The 16202-nt window shown below is 54.4% G+C and carries 15 protein-coding genes; 5 read left to right on the forward strand and 10 right to left on the reverse strand.

From position 1 onward, the window contains the following. The first annotated feature begins 402 nt into the window (after window positions 1–402). Entirely contained in the window at window positions 403–1719 is a 1317-nt protein-coding gene (locus BM022_RS10705) for a M23 family metallopeptidase (RefSeq protein WP_256209125.1), read from the forward strand. Between the two features lie 37 nt (window positions 1720–1756). Then, entirely contained in the window at window positions 1757–2857 is a 1101-nt protein-coding gene (locus tag BM022_RS10710; protein ID WP_091139186.1) for an anhydro-N-acetylmuramic acid kinase, read from the forward strand. A 76-nt stretch (window positions 2858–2933) separates the two neighbouring features. Here BM022_RS10710 and erpA read toward each other — a convergent pair whose 3' ends face one another. From erpA to rplM, 6 genes are all read right to left on the reverse strand, one after another. Continuing rightward, window positions 2934–3302, reverse strand: a complete 369-nt coding sequence (gene erpA / locus BM022_RS10715) for an iron-sulfur cluster insertion protein ErpA (protein WP_091139187.1) — start codon at window positions 3300–3302, stop codon at window positions 2934–2936. 55 nt (window positions 3303–3357) lie between these two features. Beyond that, window positions 3358–3768, reverse strand: coding sequence for a bactofilin family protein (locus tag BM022_RS10720; RefSeq protein ID WP_091139189.1), 411 nt, complete (start codon window positions 3766–3768; stop codon window positions 3358–3360). A gap of 10 nt (window positions 3769–3778) precedes the next feature. Then, window positions 3779–4519: a DUF6776 family protein gene (locus BM022_RS10725; RefSeq protein WP_256209126.1), complete on the reverse strand. Its 741-nt coding sequence runs from the start codon at window positions 4517–4519 to the stop codon at window positions 3779–3781. A gap of 243 nt (window positions 4520–4762) precedes the next feature. Beyond that, a complete protein-coding gene (gene argC / locus BM022_RS10730; RefSeq protein WP_091139190.1) occupies window positions 4763–5791 on the reverse strand; it encodes an N-acetyl-gamma-glutamyl-phosphate reductase in 1029 nt (342 codons plus the stop codon). 88 nt (window positions 5792–5879) lie between these two features. Then, the gene (gene rpsI / locus BM022_RS10735; protein WP_091139192.1) at window positions 5880–6272 is read right to left on the reverse strand and encodes a 30S ribosomal protein S9; all 393 of its coding nucleotides are present in this window, start codon (window positions 6270–6272) and stop codon (window positions 5880–5882) included. Between the two features lie 5 nt (window positions 6273–6277). Continuing rightward, on the reverse strand, window positions 6278–6712 hold the full coding sequence (gene rplM / locus BM022_RS10740) for a 50S ribosomal protein L13 (RefSeq protein WP_091139274.1): 435 nt from the start codon (window positions 6710–6712) through the stop codon (window positions 6278–6280). Between the two features lie 364 nt (window positions 6713–7076). Between rplM and BM022_RS10745 the strand changes: the two genes are divergently transcribed. Continuing rightward, window positions 7077–7949 carry a phosphoribulokinase gene (locus tag BM022_RS10745; protein WP_091139193.1) on the forward strand — a complete coding sequence of 291 codons (873 nt, stop codon included), beginning with the start codon at window positions 7077–7079 and terminating at the stop codon, window positions 7947–7949. Window positions 7950–8194: 245 nt separating this feature from the next. Continuing rightward, complete coding sequence (locus tag BM022_RS10750) at window positions 8195–10435, forward strand: UvrD-helicase domain-containing protein (RefSeq protein WP_091139195.1); 2241 nt, start codon at window positions 8195–8197, stop codon at window positions 10433–10435. Window positions 10436–10473: 38 nt separating this feature from the next. Here the strand turns inward: BM022_RS10750 and BM022_RS10755 are convergent, their stop codons facing one another. The 4 genes from BM022_RS10755 to BM022_RS10770 all read right to left on the reverse strand — a co-directional run bounded on the left by BM022_RS10755 (window position 10474) and on the right by BM022_RS10770 (window position 13428). Continuing rightward, window positions 10474–11196: a BPSS1780 family membrane protein gene (locus tag BM022_RS10755; protein WP_091139197.1), complete on the reverse strand. Its 723-nt coding sequence runs from the start codon at window positions 11194–11196 to the stop codon at window positions 10474–10476. A 57-nt stretch (window positions 11197–11253) separates the two neighbouring features. Next, on the reverse strand, window positions 11254–12204 hold the full coding sequence (locus tag BM022_RS10760) for a homoserine kinase (RefSeq protein WP_091139198.1): 951 nt from the start codon (window positions 12202–12204) through the stop codon (window positions 11254–11256). Window positions 12205–12270: 66 nt separating this feature from the next. After that, window positions 12271–12639, reverse strand: a complete 369-nt coding sequence (locus BM022_RS10765; RefSeq protein ID WP_091139275.1) for a DUF2782 domain-containing protein — start codon at window positions 12637–12639, stop codon at window positions 12271–12273. Window positions 12640–12699: 60 nt separating this feature from the next. Further along, entirely contained in the window at window positions 12700–13428 is a 729-nt protein-coding gene (locus BM022_RS10770) for an LOG family protein (RefSeq protein ID WP_091139200.1), read from the reverse strand. Window positions 13429–13450: 22 nt separating this feature from the next. Here BM022_RS10770 and polA point away from each other — a divergent pair, with 22 nt between their 5' ends. Further along, a complete protein-coding gene (gene polA / locus BM022_RS10775; RefSeq protein WP_091139201.1) occupies window positions 13451–16186 on the forward strand; it encodes a DNA polymerase I in 2736 nt (911 codons plus the stop codon). Window positions 16187–16202 lie beyond the last annotated feature (16 nt).

Here is a 16202-nt window from a genome sequence, read left to right on the forward strand (position 1 = left end):
ACTGTTCCCAAGATGGAGAGGTGAACCTGAAAAGAAGTCAAGATTTCGCCAAACCCATGCGGCGGGGGAAATAGTTGAAGCAAGCGGATTGCATGTTGAAAAGCGGCTTTATCCCAAAGTCTGCGGATGGGCGATGGTGAGTTTCCAAAATGTATTTTTAGCAAGCAGGAATGGCATTATACGATAGCTGACCCTGAGCGACGCAAGTGAACAACGTCCGTAAATAGCGCCTTTAATAGCGCCTTTTTTTTCGCTAGCCGCACCGAATATTTATGCTGGGGTGGTCACATGCGGGCCAAACCGGCAGGAAATCTCGATTCTTACCCATGTCAGCATATCAACTAAGCACTTACGCGTGATGGGTATTGTGTTAAACTTTGTAGATAGAGCATGAGGGAGAATATGCTGGTTCAAAAATTCAGGGCTTTGCCGAAAAAGCAACTGACCTTGACGAAAAGCAGGCTGCGCTGGTTGATTCTGTTATCGAGCATTCCCTTGTTCGGCATGGTGGCGGCGTTCGGTATCGCGCCGGGCACGTCGTTTGAAGAACTTCCCGTGGAGCAGGTTGTCCTCCGCCTCGAAGTTCCTGAGGTTTCTCCAGCCTCTGATCCCGACATGACATTCTGGCGGCAGGAACGAATCGAGCGGGGCGATACTCTCGCGGCCTTGCTGTCCCGTCTCGGCGTCAACAATCACGAAGCGGCAAGTTTTCTGCGAGACGTAAGGGATGTCAAGCCCATGCACCAGCTCATTTCCGGCAAGACTATCCACGTCCAGACCACTGCGACTGGCGAGCTCCTGGTGTTGCGGTACTTTCCAGGCGGCAGTGAGCAGCTGGTGATGGAGAAAAACGGGCATTCCTTCAGGATGAGCGAACAACCGGCAAAGCTGGAAACGCACATTCAGATGAAATCCGGCGTAATCAACAGTTCGCTGTTCGCGGCGATCGATAACGCGGGCGTGCCCGACAGCGTTGCCACCCAGATCGTGGATATTCTCGCCTCCGAGATTGATTTTCATCGCGATTTGCGCAAAGGCGATCGTTTTACCGTCGTTTACGACTCGCTTTATGGCAATGGCGAACCGGCAAGGCCCGGACGGGTGCTGGCGGTAGAGTTCATCAATCAGGGAACGCCGCATCGGGCGCTCTATTTCGCTGCTGAAAATGGGGAAAGCGGGTATTTTACCCCTGACGGCAAGAATCTCCGAAAAGCATTCCTGCGCTCGCCGCTGGAGTTCTCGCGCATCAGTTCAGGTTTTTCGAGCGCGCGTTTTCATCCCATCCTCAAAACCTGGCGGGCCCATAATGGCATCGACTACGCTGCGCCCACGGGAACCCGGGTAAAAGCGGCCGCCGATGGGACGGTGGCGTTTTCGGGCTGGCAGGGCGGCTATGGTAATGTCGTAATTTTGCAGCATAACGGGGGCTACTCTACCGTTTATGGGCATTTATCTGTTTTCGCCAAGGGTTTGAGCAAGGGTCAGCGAGTCAGCCAAGGTGACGTTATCGGTCAGGTTGGTGCGACGGGAATGGCAACCGGCCCGCATCTGCATTATGAGTTTCGCTTCAACGGTGTGCAGCGCGACCCCACCAAGGTAGCCATGCCTGCTGCGAATCCGGTTTCACCCAAGCATCTGCCGGCATTTTACGAATACACCAAATCGTCAATGGCGCGTCTCGACATGCTGCGCGGGACGAGCCTCGCCTTCCTCGACTAGGGTCCAGTCAGCGCCACAGGGGCATAGGCGGACAAATTTGAAAACCGCTTATTACATCGGCATCATGTCAGGCACTAGCCTCGATGGGATCGACGCTGTCCTCGCCGATTTCAGTTCTTCATCCCCCTCGGTGCTGCACGCCTGTTACCGGGCATATGATCCCGACCTTCGCAATCGACTGCTGGAATTGCATCTCCCCGGCCATGATGAACTGCATCGCGCTGCCATGGTCGGCAATGAACTCGCCCACCATTATGCACAGGCAGTGGCGCAGTTACTTCGTGAATGCAATGTAAAGACGGCGGAAGTGGCGGCGATCGGATGCCATGGCCAGACGGTGCGGCATTGCCCTCAGCCGGGGAGGGACTATACGATACAATTATACAATCCGGCGCTGCTGGTTGAGCTCGCCGGCATCACAGTGGTGGCGGACTTCAGGAGTCGCGATATCGCTGCGGGTGGGCAGGGGGCGCCGCTTGTCCCAGCATTTCATAAAGTGCTGTTCAGTCACCCCCAGGTTCATCGCGCCATAGTCAATATCGGTGGTATTTCCAATATTACTGACCTGCCGCCCAATGGCGAGGTTACCGGATTTGACTGTGGACCCGGCAACATTATGATGGACGCCTGGTGCTTGCGTCACACCGGCCACACGTATGACAACAACGGATCATGGGCAGCATCAGGCGGAGTAATACCGGCCCTGCTCGACAAACTGCTGGCGACGCCTTTTTTTTCCCTTCCACCGCCCAAGAGTGCTGGAAGGGAAATATTCAATCTCGCCTGGCTGGAGAGTTGCCTATCTGGCGATGAGCTTCCGGCTGACGTGGCAGCGACTGTGCTGCAGTTAACTGTTGCATCAATTGCTGGGTCGATATCCGATCATTTCCCGCACGTGACAGAAGTTTATCTATGCGGTGGCGGCGCGCGTAACGGGACGCTCGTCGCCCGAATGCGTACAGCCATGTCCGGAACAAAGGTGGAATTGACCGACAGCCTGGGCGTAGATGTTGACTGGCTGGAAGCGTTTGCATTTGCGTGGCTGGCGAAGCAGGTGATGCACGGGATACCGGCCAGTCTTCCTTCGGTAACCGGCGCAAGAGGCGCGAGACTTCTCGGGGCAATTTATCCTAATTGACCCTGCTCGAATTTAGCACTGACGGGGCAAAGAGGCCGTTCCCGGTTTTATGGTAAAAAACGCCCCTGATGGTAGGCTACATGGAAAAAGAAGATCCACACCCGCAGGTACTGGACGCCCCCGGGTTCTTGATAACGAATTGCGCCCCTTCAGCATTTTCCTGATAGTCGATTTCAGCGCCGGCCAGGTATTGAAAACTCATCGCGTCAATGAGCAGTTTCACCCCGTTCTTCTCCATCACCATATCATCTTCGCTGATTAGCTCATCAAAGGTAAAGCCGTACTTAAAACCAGAGCATCCTCCACCAGCGACGAAAACTCTCAGCTTGAGATCGTCGTTTCCTTCCTCCTCGATCAGCTGCCTGACTTTGTTTGCAGCACTGTCAGTAAAGATCAGTGGGGTTTGCATTTCTGCAACAAGGTTGGTCTCGGTTGGTGCGTTCATGTGCCTATTTGGATAAGTTAATGTGAAAAAATTTCTCGGCCCTGGCGAGACGGTGTTAATCCCCTTGGGATGCAGGAATCAATGGGACGACTTTATTGTCGGCTTGCACGTTATCCATATGATGCAGCATACCATCGACCGATGCGCCAAGCTGTATTTCCATGGCTTTGTAATGTATATCTCCAGAGACCTTGGCCTTGGGCTGTAGTTCCACGTATTCGCTCGCATGGATGGCGCCAGACACCGTGCCGTTTATAACAGCGTGCGAAACGACGATTTTTCCCTCGATGACTGCTTGATCACTCAGTACGAGAGTACTCGACTTTTCACCGAGCGCGACGATATTCCCCGTAACGCGGCCGTCCACCCGCAACCCCCCACTGAAGTTGATGTTGCCATCGATGTGGGTTCCTACCCCGATCAGCGAATCAATTTGACTCTGGGGTTTCTCTGTTTTTCCGAACATTCTTCCTCCTTTATAAGGACAAGTTCACTGTCTGCATAAGCCTCGCCTGCGACACGCCTTTTTCAAACACCTTCACCTGCATACTGTCCACAATGGCATCGGGCGGCAAGTGAAAGGTATTCTCTATTCTCTGGTAAAACCTGAAGTTGACATCCAACATCGGCGCCGAACTGTCGCTGGTTATGGGTATCATCATTTTTTCCCCATTTTGCTGGAAATGAACGGCGAATTCCAGGCTTCCCTGGAAATCCTTTGCACGCGGTCCGCTTTGGACCAGCAGGAGGCTATAACGGTATTCCCCGGGCAACTTACCCCGTTCCAGCTTCAACCGGCCAATCGAAACCTTTTGCTCTGATTTTCCTCCGACTGACCCCAGGTTCTGGAAAAATGCCAAGTCTTCTTTTAAGCGGATATTTTCGTTTTCCAGGATCTTGACCTGCTTTGCGATATCTTCCCGAGCGACAAGGTCCATTTGCAGCTGCCGGTCCAGCCCGGCCAATTTCATGCGGAGTTCTTCATTATCCCGCTCCAGCCGGGCATTCAACTGAGATAAACGGTTTAATTCATCGCTGGTTTCGGTCTTGTCAAAGCCAGCGAACTTTCGTCCCGCATCATACATGCCCCATGACAGCCCCAGCGCCAAGACAGCGAGAATCGCGATCACAAGCCATCGCACATACGCCGGCGTTTGGGGACGTATCGCTACTCTGGACGCCGATATGCCGTGCTTTTTTTTAAGCGATTTGATCATGACAGCAGAACCCTGAGAAATCATCCTCGGTAGAGCGATTTGCCGCCAAGCTGGAAATCGCGAGCAGAGGCAATGTGATGGTCTGACCCTGCAATTCAGGCTGAACAACCGCTTAAGCTACCCCATGAGCCGCTAATTTTACTGCAACTTGATCGCCGGTGCGCATGTAAGGCTATATCGGAACAAATACGGTTATTCCGCCGGCCAGCGATCCCGCTACACTCAGAAAAAGTGACAGGGCGCTCAGGGCAGCAATGGAGCGTGGCTGATGGCGAGCGCTTCAGGTAAACCGAACATCAGGTTCATGTTCTGTACCGCTTGTCCTGCAGCGCCTTTGACGAGGTTATCCGTTACCGACAGTATTACCGCAGTATTGCCTCCTTGCGGACGATGGACGGCGATGCGGCAGAGATTTGAGCCCCGTACCGAGCGTGTCTCTGGATGAGCGCCTGGAGGAAGCACATCAACGAATGGCTCATCGGCATAGCGGTTGGCGTACAGAGCCTGCAGATCGGCCTCGGCGGTCAGCTTGGCGTAGAGCGTAGCGTGGATACCGCGAATCATCGGAGTGAGATGAGGCACGAACGTCAGCCCGACCTCACGCTTTGCTACGGTCGACAGGCCTTGTCTAATCTCTGGCAAGTGACGGTGTCCTGGAACTCCATAAGCCTTGAAATTGTCTGCAGCTTCTGCATACAGCGTGTGCACCGCAGCGTTGCGTCCGGCGCCTGATACGCCGGACTTCGCGTCCGCCACCAGATTATCCAAGTCCGCGATACCCGCTTCAACCAGCGGCAGGAAGCCTAGCTGGACCGCCGTAGGATAGCAGCCGGGATTGGCTATGAGCCTCGCATTCCTGATTTTTTCCCGATTAATTTCAGGCAGTCCATAGACGGCCTCGGCTATCAGGTCAGGGCAGGCATGAGTCATGTCGTACCATTTCTCCCAAGCGGCCACATCCTTTATACGAAAATCGGCGGATAAGTCGATTATCCGTACGCCCGCATCCAGCAACGGCCGTGCCTGGTTCATGGCGATACCGTTCGGAGTGGCGAAAAACACCAGGTCACAGCGCTCCAGGGAAGCTTCGGCTGGTTCACAAAATTTCAGTGACACTCGCCCTCGCAAACTGGGAAATAATTCCGCTACTCCCATACCTGCTTCCTTACGCGACGTTATCGCCCGTATGCTCACTTCGGGGTGGTCGGATAAAATCCGCAGCAATTCCACCCCGGTATACCCTGTTCCTCCTACGATACCTACTTTAAGCATAGTGCTCCCCTGTTCTCCGGCACGATTATAAAGTAACCAATAAAAAAGCCGCCAGAAAAGGCGGCTTTTTGTGACCAGCTGTAAACAATTACCGCTTGGAAAATTGCTTCCGCCGGCGCGCTTTGCGTAAACCAACCTTCTTTCGTTCCACTTCGCGCGCGTCCCGCGTTACCAGCCCCGCGCTGCTCAATACAGGCTTGAGCGAGGCATCATAGTCGATCAGCGCCCGGGTGATGCCGTGCCGCACTGCTCCAGCCTGACCCGATTCGCCGCCGCCGTGGATATTAACCACGATATCAAAACTTGTCAGATTTCCGGTCAGTTCCAGTGGCTGACGAACCACCATACGCCCGGTTTCGCGTGAGAAAAACTCATCGACCGGTTTATCGTTAACCGTTATCAAACCCTTGCCGGGCTTGATAAAGACTCTCGCGACGGCACTTTTGCGGCGCCCCGTACCATAATTGTAGGTCGTGTTCATTAATATCAGGCCCTGACTTCGAGTTGTCGCGGCTGTTGGGCCGCGTGCGGATGCGACGCACCCGCGTAGATTTTAAGTTTTTTCAGCATGGCATACCCGAGCGGTCCCTTCGGCAACATGCCCTTCACGGCTTTTTCAAGCGGTCGACCGGGAAAGCGTGCGTGCATTTTGGCGAAACTGGTTTCATAAATGCCGCCAGGGTAGCCGGTGTGACGAAAATATGTCTTGCTCTCTGCCTTGTTGCCCGTAACGCGCAGCTTGTCGACGTTAATAACGACGATAAAATCACCAGTATCCACGTGAGGAGTATAGATAGGTTTGTGTTTGCCTCGCAGACGATGCGCGATTTCTGCGGCGAGACGCCCGAGCACCTTGTCGGCCGCATCGATTACAAACCAGTCGCGGCTTATTTCATGTGATTTGGCTGAAAAGGTTTTCACGATGCCCATCCCTGCTGATTCAGTAAAGCCCAGCATATTATGCCGGAGTGTTCCAAAAGTCAACCTTCCGCTAGCTTGAAACCTTCGAGCACTGCGGCTCGGCGGTCGTTGCTGATAAAGCGCACAGGCCGGTCTTGAATTCGGTCTCCACCTGGCGTTCAGTGGAGTAAGCGTATTGACCCTTTCCAGATGACCGCAGCCTCTCCCAAATTGACAAGGCTCAGAATGTACTTGCATCTTTTAACCCAAGGCAAGTTGAAAACGGGTATCATAAACGCCGCAAAAAATTTGCTGGAATTCAGCGGTATTTATTGACGAGAAAAACATAACATTCATTTATTTATTGTCCTGAGGAGAGCGTTGTATGTCACAAAAACACCCTATCATCGCCGTTACCGGTTCATCTGGCGCTGGTACGTCGACGGTCAAAAAAAGTTTCGAGCATATATTCTGGCGCGAGAAACTGACTGCCGCGGTGGTAGAGGGCGACAGCTTCCATCGCTACGATCGTGAAGAGATGAAGAAAGCGGTAGTCGAATCCGAGAAAAAGAACGGTCATCCGATCAGTCATTTTGGCCCTGAGGCCAATGAATTCGAAAAGTTAGAGGCGTTATTCAAGACTTACGGGGAGAGCGGAACAGGGGAGACCCGCCTGTATCTGCACAATGACGAAGAAGCTGCCCCATATGAGCAGCCTGCCGGCACCTTCACGCCATGGGCTCCCATCAAGTCGGGTTCGGATTTGCTGTTTTACGAAGGGTTGCATGGAGGAGCGAAGAGCGATACCGCCGATGTCGCAAAGTATGTCGATTTGCTGGTGGGCGTCGTACCCATCGTTAATCTTGAATGGATCCAGAAAATCCATCGTGACATGAACGCGCGCGGTTATTCGGCAGAGGCAGTCACGCACACCATTCTTCGCCGCATGCACGATTACGTCCACTACATTACGCCCCAGTTCTCACGCACGCATATAAATTTTCAGCGAGTGCCCACGGTCGATACGTCCAACCCATTCGTTGCACGCGACATTCCCACGCTGGATGAAAGTTTTGTCGTTATTCGCTTCCGCGATCCCCGAAAAGTGGACTTTCCATATCTGCTATCCATGATTCACAATTCGTTCATGTCTCGTCCGAATTCGATAGTCGTGCCGGGAGGGAAAATGGGATTCGCAATGGAGTTGATACTGACGCCGCTTATTCTGGACCTGGTTACTCAAAGCCGCAGCGGGTAATCAGCTGCTCGCGCTGGTCAATACGCCTCCGGAGCCGGCGTTGGGCGCATCTTTTTCGTGCATTGTCTTTTCTTACGTGGATCAGGCTCCGAATAAATTCCTCGTACCGGGATTTATTCGGGAGCGCATACAGTCGAATTCCTGCTGCTTGACTTTATCGGGAATCACTGTAAATCTCTATTTCAGCACTGCTTCCAAAACGTTTGATGATAAATCCGGCACTCACTGCCGGTTAGCTTGCCTGAATGTCTTCTCTACTTTCCGCACTTAATCCCGAACAGCTCGAGGCCGTTACCCTGCCGCACCAGTCGGCGCTGGTGCTGGCTGGCGCAGGCAGCGGCAAGACTCGTGTGCTGACGACTCGAATCGCATATCTTATTCAGGACGGGCAGGTCAGCCCCCACGGTATATTGGCGGTTACTTTTACCAACAAGGCGGCGAAGGAAATGCTCACCCGCATTTCCGCCATGTTGCCTATCAACACCGGCGGTATGTGGATCGGCACTTTTCACGGCCTCTGCAATCGCCTGCTTCGCGCCCATAACCGGGATGCGGGACTGCCACAGGCTTTCCAGATTCTCGACTCGGCGGATCAGTTGGCGATTATCAAGCGCATTCTGAAAGGTATGGGCGCAGATGACGAGAAGTTTCCGCCACGGCAGGTTCAGTGGTTCATCAACAACGCAAAAGAAGAGGGGGTTCGAGCATCCCAAGTTGAAGCTCATGATGATTTCACGCATAAGATGGCCGAGTTTTATCTAGCCTATGAGCAGCAATGCAACAAGGAAGGGGTGGTCGATTTTGCTGAGCTGCTATTGCGCAGTTACGAACTGTTGACCCGTAATGAAATCGTGCGTGGGCATTATCGCAGCCGCTTCCATCATATTCTGGTGGATGAATTCCAGGATACCAGTCGACTGCAATATAGATGGCTGAAGCTGCTTGCGGGTGAGCGTACTGCCGTATTTGTCGTTGGCGACGACGACCAGAGTATTTACGCCTTTCGTGGTGCCAACATGGGGAACATGAAGGAGTTTGAGCGAGACTTCCGTATCCCCAAAATCATCAAGCTTGAGCAGAACTATCGATCGCACGGCAATATACTGAACGCCGCCAATACACTGATCCGCAACAATGGGGGGCGGCTCGGCAAAAATCTGTGGACTGCGGAAGGTCAGGGCGAACCTATAAGGGTATATAACGCACCCACCGATATCGACGAGGCCTCATTCATACTGGACGAAGTGAAATCGTTGCGCGCGGAAGGAGTGGCGTTGTCGCAGATAGCCTTGCTATACCGTTCCAATGCGCAATCACGCGTGCTGGAGCATGCCTTGTTCAACGCCGCCTTACCTTACCGGGTCTACGGAGGTATGCGTTTTTTTGAACGGCAGGAAATCAAACACGCTCTGGCGTATCTTCGGCTGATAGCCAATCCAGACGACGATAACGCATTGCTCCGTGTCGTAAATTTTCCGACGCGGGGTATCGGTCTGCGCAGCCTGGAACAGCTCCAGGACGATGCTCTGCATCAAGGGGCGAGCATATGGGCTGCGATGTTGAAGAAATGCGGAGCCGGAGCCATCCCAGGGAAGGATTTGACGGACCCGGCAAGCGAGACGGTCAGGCGGATGACGGATTTCAGAAAGGCCGGCAAAGCCAGTAAGGGAGTGGAGAGCTTTGTTGCGCTGGTTGAATCCATGCGCCAGATTCGAGACCAGTTGTCGCTACCGGAAATTGTGGAACACATGCTTGAACATAGCGGGTTGCGGGCACACTATCGTAGCGAACGCGAGGGGGTCGAGCGGCTGGAAAATCTGGATGAGTTGATCAATGCCGCTACCAATTTCGTGCATGAAGCCGAGGATGACAGTCTACTTCTGTTTCTTAGCCATGCTTCCCTTGAAGCTGGCGAGCACCAGGCCGCCGGGGGTCAGGATGCGCTGCAGCTGATGACGGTGCACTCGGCCAAAGGGCTTGAATTTCATAGCGTGTTTTTGAGTGGGCTGGAGGAAGGTCTGTTTCCCCACGACAATAGCCGCAATGAAACAGGAGGCCTGGAAGAGGAGCGACGGTTAATGTACGTCGCCTTGACCCGGGCTCGGCGGCGGTTGTATTTGAGTTTCGCTCAAAGCCGCCTCTTGCACGGCCAGATCAGATATAACATTCCCTCGCGTTTCTTGCAGGAAATTCCCGACAGCCTGGTCAAGTGGTTGCAGCCGCTGCAGAAAGCTCCCGTTGGGAATTACCCATCAATTGCCAGCGGCCCTTCGCCTTGGCAGGGGATGAGAAACCAGGAACCCGTTGCACGCGATTCCGCTGCTTCGCGTTGGCGCGTAGGGCAAAACGTCGTTCATGCCAAGTTCGGCGCGGGCGTGATCATCAGTTGCGAGGGCAACGGCGCGGATGCGCGCGTCGAGGTGAAATTTGGCCGCGCTGGCACCAAGTGGCTATTGCTGGAATACGCAAAACTGGCTCCCGCGTAAAGCGGGCAAGATAGCCAATTCATGAAATAACCAGGATCTCATGCGGCGTCGGTCGTATCCACAAAGATGTCCCTGAAGCTGACGTAAATCGAGGTAAACAACGTCGGCACGAGTATAAACAACCCCAATCCGTACGGCATGGTCGCGATCACCGTCAGCACTACCAGTATTACCGCATAGATTTGGAATGCTATGATGTTCTTCAGGCACGCGACAAAGCTCAGCCGCATTGCTTCGAGTGGAGGCATGTCTTTAAAAATCACCAGCAGAGGCGCAAACCATGCGGCCATCATCAGCGGGATGGACAACGTCAGTGCTACCAGAGAGGCGGTCAACATGTCCCCTGACACGCTCTTCAGCTCATTCTCATCCACGCGTTTGCCTTCCAGCAGCAGACCCATCAGTACATCGCCTCCGACCAGCATGAACACGCCGAGGATCAGCACTTGCCCTACCAGGTAAATTCCGCCGATGGTAATCAGCGAAGCGGTGTTGCTGCGGAATCCCGCAAACAGATGGGAAAATTCGAGTCCTCCCCCCTGCTCCAGACTCCTGCATCCAATCATCAGTCCCGCTAAAAATACCGGCGATAGCAGTGTAAATACGAATTGTCCGGCCATAGGGATGAGCGACAGCGTGGCGGCGATGAGTAGCAAAGTGGTGCACAGGATAATCCACCCCAGCGGAACCCTGCGGAACAGGGCGAAGCCGTGGACAATCCATAACCATCCTTGTTTTGCATCGACTTGCGTGACTTGCATTTTTTTTATATCTCCGTGAGAGCACTGGCGCTGGAACACAGTGACCAGCCGGCTCGCTCAAACCCAAACGCCGAACAATCGGGACTGTGAAGCTGCATGGTTTTTCAGTATGCGCAGAAAATGTGCTGGGTCCTTGACATGCGTGAGCTCTCCCGCCCGAGGCAAATGGAAGTCCTGCAACCGTGATAGCCAGAAACGCAAAGCCGCCGCGCGTAACATTACCGGCCAGGCGTTGTGCTCAACTTCCGTGAGCGGCCGCGTGGCATGGTATGCCGCGAGCAGGGATAGCGTAGCAGCGTCGTCCAGCTCCCGGTCTTCGTTCAGGCACCAGTCATTAGCGGTGATAGCCAAGTCGTACAGAAGGACATCATTGCAGGCAAAATAGAAGTCTATGACGCCCCCCATGGCGCCGTCATTGAACAGCACGTTATCCCGGAACAGGTCAGCGTGGATCACCCCCCGTGGCAGATTTTCGAAGCGGTAAGATGATTGGAAACGCAACTCTTCCTTGAGAACTACGGCCTCTTCCGCGCCGAGAAATGGCATGACGTCCGTTGCTGCGGTTTTCCACCACCTTGGTCCACGCGCGTTCTCCATTTTTTCCGGATAGGCGATACCGGACAAATGCATATTCGCCAACAGCTCCCCTACCTCCGCGCAGTGCGCCGCAGTAGGGTGTTCCTGCGATTTTCCTGGCAAACAGGTGACAATGCTCGCCGGCTTGCCGTTAAGTTCGCCGAGAAATTTATTGTCGAGGTCCGCCACGGGGCTTGGGCAGGGGATCCCACGGCGCGACAGATATGCCATCAGATTCAGATAGTAAGGCAACTCGGCCGAACTCAGTTTTTCAAATAAAGTGAGAACGTATTTGCCGTGGCTGGTAGTGACGAAATAATTGGTGTTTTCGATGCCCGAAGAGATACCTTCCAGATTGATGAGTGTACCGAGGGAGTAGTTTCTTAGCCAGGCAGAAAGCTGAGGTGGGGTGACAGTAGTGAAAACAGACATGAGCGAGAAAAATGGGAGGGCAGAAGCGTCTACGCAGTATGAAAGCCCGCTGCCCTCTATGAAAATTCAAAACTGGTGTATTACCCACATTGGAGGGCGGATGTTCTGATCAAGGCCGCCGCTGTTATGGGTGGAAAACGTGCCATCGCCCTGATTGTCGATCAGGTAATACGGCAACCCTACTCGGGGCGTCACCTTGATCATGTAGAGGCGGCCGTTTATCCGGTATTCCTCGACCTTGTCTTCACCGCGCTGGGTAATGGTGACCTGCGGCTCAAGTGAAGGGTCATCCTCGTCCCCCACCCCTGGCGCTGGCAACGCCAACGCCGGCGGTTCCGGAACTTCGGGCAGCGGCCGCAGATCCTTGGGCTGGTTGGACTGTGCTGCTGCAGGCAATGCAGCGCTCAATAACAATGCAAGAACGATGCGACGCATGGCGCCTCCCAGCAGGGTAAGGGTCATCAATATCCCATTCTATCTGAAATGTCACCTCTATTATAGATTGAGTTGGACCTCTCGCTCCGCCGCAGAGGGCTCAAACCCGCGGGTTTCATAATAATTGAATATCGCATCCACGACCTGGGCAGGCTCATCGATCACCTGTATCAAGTCCATGTCCTCGGGAGCGATCATGCCTTCAGTAATAAGCACCTGCTGGAGCCAATCGAGCATTCCGCGCCAAAAATTCGAACCAACCAGAATAATGGGCATTCTCCGCGTCTTGCCGGTCTGTACCAGCGTGAGCGCTTCCATCAGTTCATCCAGCGTGCCGAATCCGCCGGGCAGGACGACGTATGCGGTGGCTAATTTGACGAACATGTACTTGCGGGCGAAAAAATGGCGGAAAGTCTGGCTGACGTCCTGATAGGCGTTTCGGCGCTGTTCGTGCGGGAGCTGGATGTTCAGACCAATGCTGGGCGCATCGCCGAAATACGCCCCTTTGTTGGCCGCCTCCATGATACCCGGGCCGCCGCCGGAAATGACGGCAAAACCGGCATCCGATAATTGACGCGCGATCTGCTCGGCCAATTTATAGGTCGGATGATCCGGAAGTGTTCGCGCGCTGCCGAAAATGCTGACCGCGGGTTTAATCGAAGTGAGGCGTTCCGTTGCCTCGACAAATTCTGCCATAATCCCGAACACACGCCATGACTCCCTCGCCGACCATGTTTTTTCCCTGAAATCGGTTGTCATTGTATGGGCTAACTTATCTTCCGCGCTCATTGGAAACCTTTGGACGTTTTAAATGGAAACATTACTGCTTGTCGACGGTTCATCTTACCTGTACCGCGCTTTTCATGCTCTGCCCGATTTTCGCAACCGCAACAACGAACCGACTGGGGCCGTTTATGGTGTGCTCAACATGCTGCGCCGTTTGCATAAGGATTACCAGGCCGATTATAGCGCCTGCGTATTCGACGCAAAAGGCAAGACCTTCCGCGATGACCTCTATGCGCAGTATAAATCGCATCGTCCGCCCATGCCTGATGATCTTGCGGCACAAATCGATCCCCTGAACGAGTGTATAAAAGCAATGGGATGGCCGATGCTGATTGTGGAAGGGGTGGAGGCGGATGATGTAATCGGTACGCTGGTGAAACAAGCTGAACGCGAGAACATGCGTTGCATCATTTCGACCGGCGACAAGGATATCGCGCAACTGGTCACTCCACAGGTCACGCTGGTCAATACCATGACAAACGAGAGGCTCGACGAAGCCGCCGTGCGCACCAAGTTTGGCGTTACGCCCGCGCGCATGCTCGACTATCTGGCGCTGGTGGGCGACGCGACCGATAACATCCCGGGAGTGGACAAGGTGGGGCCAAAAACAGCCGTAAAATGGCTCACCCAGTACGGCAATCTGGACAACCTTGTCCTGCATGCCAACGAAATCGGTGGCGCGGTAGGGGAAAATCTGCGCAAGGCGCTGGATTGGCTAAGCGTATCGCGCGGATTGTTGGCGATAAAATGCGACGTGCCGCTGCCCGTGAGCTTGCACGATCTTGCGCTGCAACCGCAGGATACCGCGAAGCTGGCCGAGCTGTACGAGCGCCTGGAGTTCAAAACCTGGTTGCGCGAACTGACGCAGGAAGCCGATGCAAAAGGGGGGCGCGGAAGCATCGTATCCGCGCCCGGCGCCCAGGAGCCAGGCGCGGATCGGGGGTATCAGGATGTGACGCGTGATTATCACGTTATCCTCACCCCGGCCCAACTCGATGATTGGATCGAGCGGCTACACGCCGCGTCGGTGGTTTCGCTGGATACGGAAACGACGGGGCTCGATCCAATGCAGGCGCAACTCGTCGGCATCGCGTTTTCCATTAAGGCTCATCAGGGTGCCTACCTGCCGCTTGCACACTGCTATGCCGGCGCACCACTGCAGTTGCCGGTGGCCATGGTGCTGGATAAGCTCAAACCCTGGCTCACCGATGCGTCCAGGCTCAAGCTGGGGCAGAATCTAAAATACGATAAGCACATCTTCGCCAATCATGGCATCGAATTGAACGGCATCGCTCATGACACCCTGTTGCAGTCTTACGTGCTTGAATCCCATCGCGCGCATGATATGGATAGCCTTGCGTTACGGCATCTGGGGGTCAGAGCCATAAGCTATGACGAGGTCACCGGCAAGGGAGCAAGCCGGATATGTTTCGATCAGGTAGACGTCGGACGGGCATCGCAATACGCGGCAGAGGATGCGGACATTACCTTGCAGCTGCACCGCTGCCTTTATCCGGAAATTGCCGAGGATAAAAAGCTTGATTACGTTTACCGTGAGCTCGAAATGCCAGTGATGGAAATATTGTTTGAAATCGAGCGCAAGGGTGTACTTCTGGACCTGCAGCTACTGGCGGTTCAAAGCCGGGAGTTGGGTGAAAAGATGTTGGCATTGGAAGATCGGGCGTGCACGATCGCGGGACAGCCATTCAATTTGAATTCCACCAAACAGATTCAGGAGGTGCTGTTCGAGCGGCTCAAGCTGCCCGTGCTGAAAAAGACCCCGGGTGGAGTCCCGTCCACTGATGAAGACGTACTGCAACGGCTCGCGCTGGATTACCCCTTGGCAAAAATTCTGCTGGACTACCGCGGGCTTGCCAAGCTTAAATCGACGTATACTGACAAGCTCCCCCGCATGGTGGACGCTGCTACCGGGCGCGTGCATACCAATTACGCACAGGCGGTGGCGGTAACCGGGCGGCTGGCCAGCAACGAACCCAATCTGCAGAATATTCCGGTGCGAACGGCGGAGGGTCGCCGTATACGCGAGGCATTTATAGCCTCTCCCGGCAACTGTCTCGTTTCAGCTGATTATTCGCAGATCGAACTGCGCATCATGGCGCATATCTCACAGGACGCAGGCTTGCTCCAAGCCTTCGCCGCCGGCGAGGACATTCATCGCGCTACCGCCTCGGAAGTGTTCGGGGTTTCGCTCGAAATGGTAAGCGGCGAACAGCGCCGCTACGCCAAGATCATTAACTTTGGCCTGATCTATGGGATGTCGGAGTTCGGATTGGCCTCCCAGCTCGGTATTGACCGCGCCGCTGCAAGGGCCTACATGGATCGTTATTTCGCACGCTACCCGGGCGTCGCCAGTTATATGAAGAATACCAGGGAGGCCGCCAGGGAAACCGGCCGGGTCGAAACAGTCTTCGGACGCAGGCTGTGGCTGCCGGAAATCAATAGTTCAAATGGCATGCGCCGACAAGCGGCCGAACGAGCCGCGATCAATGCACCGATGCAAGGCACCGCGGCCGACATCATCAAGCTCGCGATGATAGCGGTTCATGGCTGGCTGGCGCACGGAAACCTCCGCACCAAACTCATCATGCAGGTTCACGACGAGTTGGTACTGGAAGTGCCGGACGACGAACTCGAGATGGTCAAATACCGTCTACCCAAGCTTATGGGCGACGTCGCCAAACTCGACGTCCCATTACTCGTAGAGGTTGGCGTGGGGCCCAATTGGGAACAGGCGCACTAACCTTGCCGTCCAGCTG

This window comes from Nitrosospira sp. Nsp14, assembly GCF_900113575.1.
Lineage (GTDB): Bacteria > Pseudomonadota > Gammaproteobacteria > Burkholderiales > Nitrosomonadaceae > Nitrosospira.

Excerpts from the sequence above, each read along its gene's own strand:
- BM022_RS10705 (WP_256209125.1), top strand. The coding sequence starts at position 403 with ATGCTGGTTCAAAAATTCAGGGCTTTGCCGAAAAAGCAACTGACCTTG.
- erpA (WP_091139187.1), bottom strand. The coding sequence starts at position 3,302 with ATGAACGCACCAACCGAGACCAACCTTGTTGCAGAAATGCAAACCCCA.
- BM022_RS10720 (WP_091139189.1), bottom strand. The coding sequence starts at position 3,768 with ATGTTCGGAAAAACAGAGAAACCCCAGAGTCAAATTGATTCGCTGATC.
- BM022_RS10725 (WP_256209126.1), bottom strand. The coding sequence starts at position 4,519 with ATGATCAAATCGCTTAAAAAAAAGCACGGCATATCGGCGTCCAGAGTA.
- argC (WP_091139190.1), bottom strand. The coding sequence starts at position 5,791 with ATGCTTAAAGTAGGTATCGTAGGAGGAACAGGGTATACCGGGGTGGAA.
- rpsI (WP_091139192.1), bottom strand. The coding sequence starts at position 6,272 with ATGAACACGACCTACAATTATGGTACGGGGCGCCGCAAAAGTGCCGTC.
- BM022_RS10745 (WP_091139193.1), top strand. The coding sequence starts at position 7,077 with ATGTCACAAAAACACCCTATCATCGCCGTTACCGGTTCATCTGGCGCT.
- BM022_RS10750 (WP_091139195.1), top strand. The coding sequence starts at position 8,195 with ATGTCTTCTCTACTTTCCGCACTTAATCCCGAACAGCTCGAGGCCGTT.
- BM022_RS10755 (WP_091139197.1), bottom strand. The coding sequence starts at position 11,196 with ATGCAAGTCACGCAAGTCGATGCAAAACAAGGATGGTTATGGATTGTC.
- BM022_RS10760 (WP_091139198.1), bottom strand. The coding sequence starts at position 12,204 with ATGTCTGTTTTCACTACTGTCACCCCACCTCAGCTTTCTGCCTGGCTA.
- BM022_RS10765 (WP_091139275.1), bottom strand. The coding sequence starts at position 12,639 with ATGCGTCGCATCGTTCTTGCATTGTTATTGAGCGCTGCATTGCCTGCA.
- BM022_RS10770 (WP_091139200.1), bottom strand. The coding sequence starts at position 13,428 with ATGAGCGCGGAAGATAAGTTAGCCCATACAATGACAACCGATTTCAGG.
- polA (WP_091139201.1), top strand. The coding sequence starts at position 13,451 with ATGGAAACATTACTGCTTGTCGACGGTTCATCTTACCTGTACCGCGCT.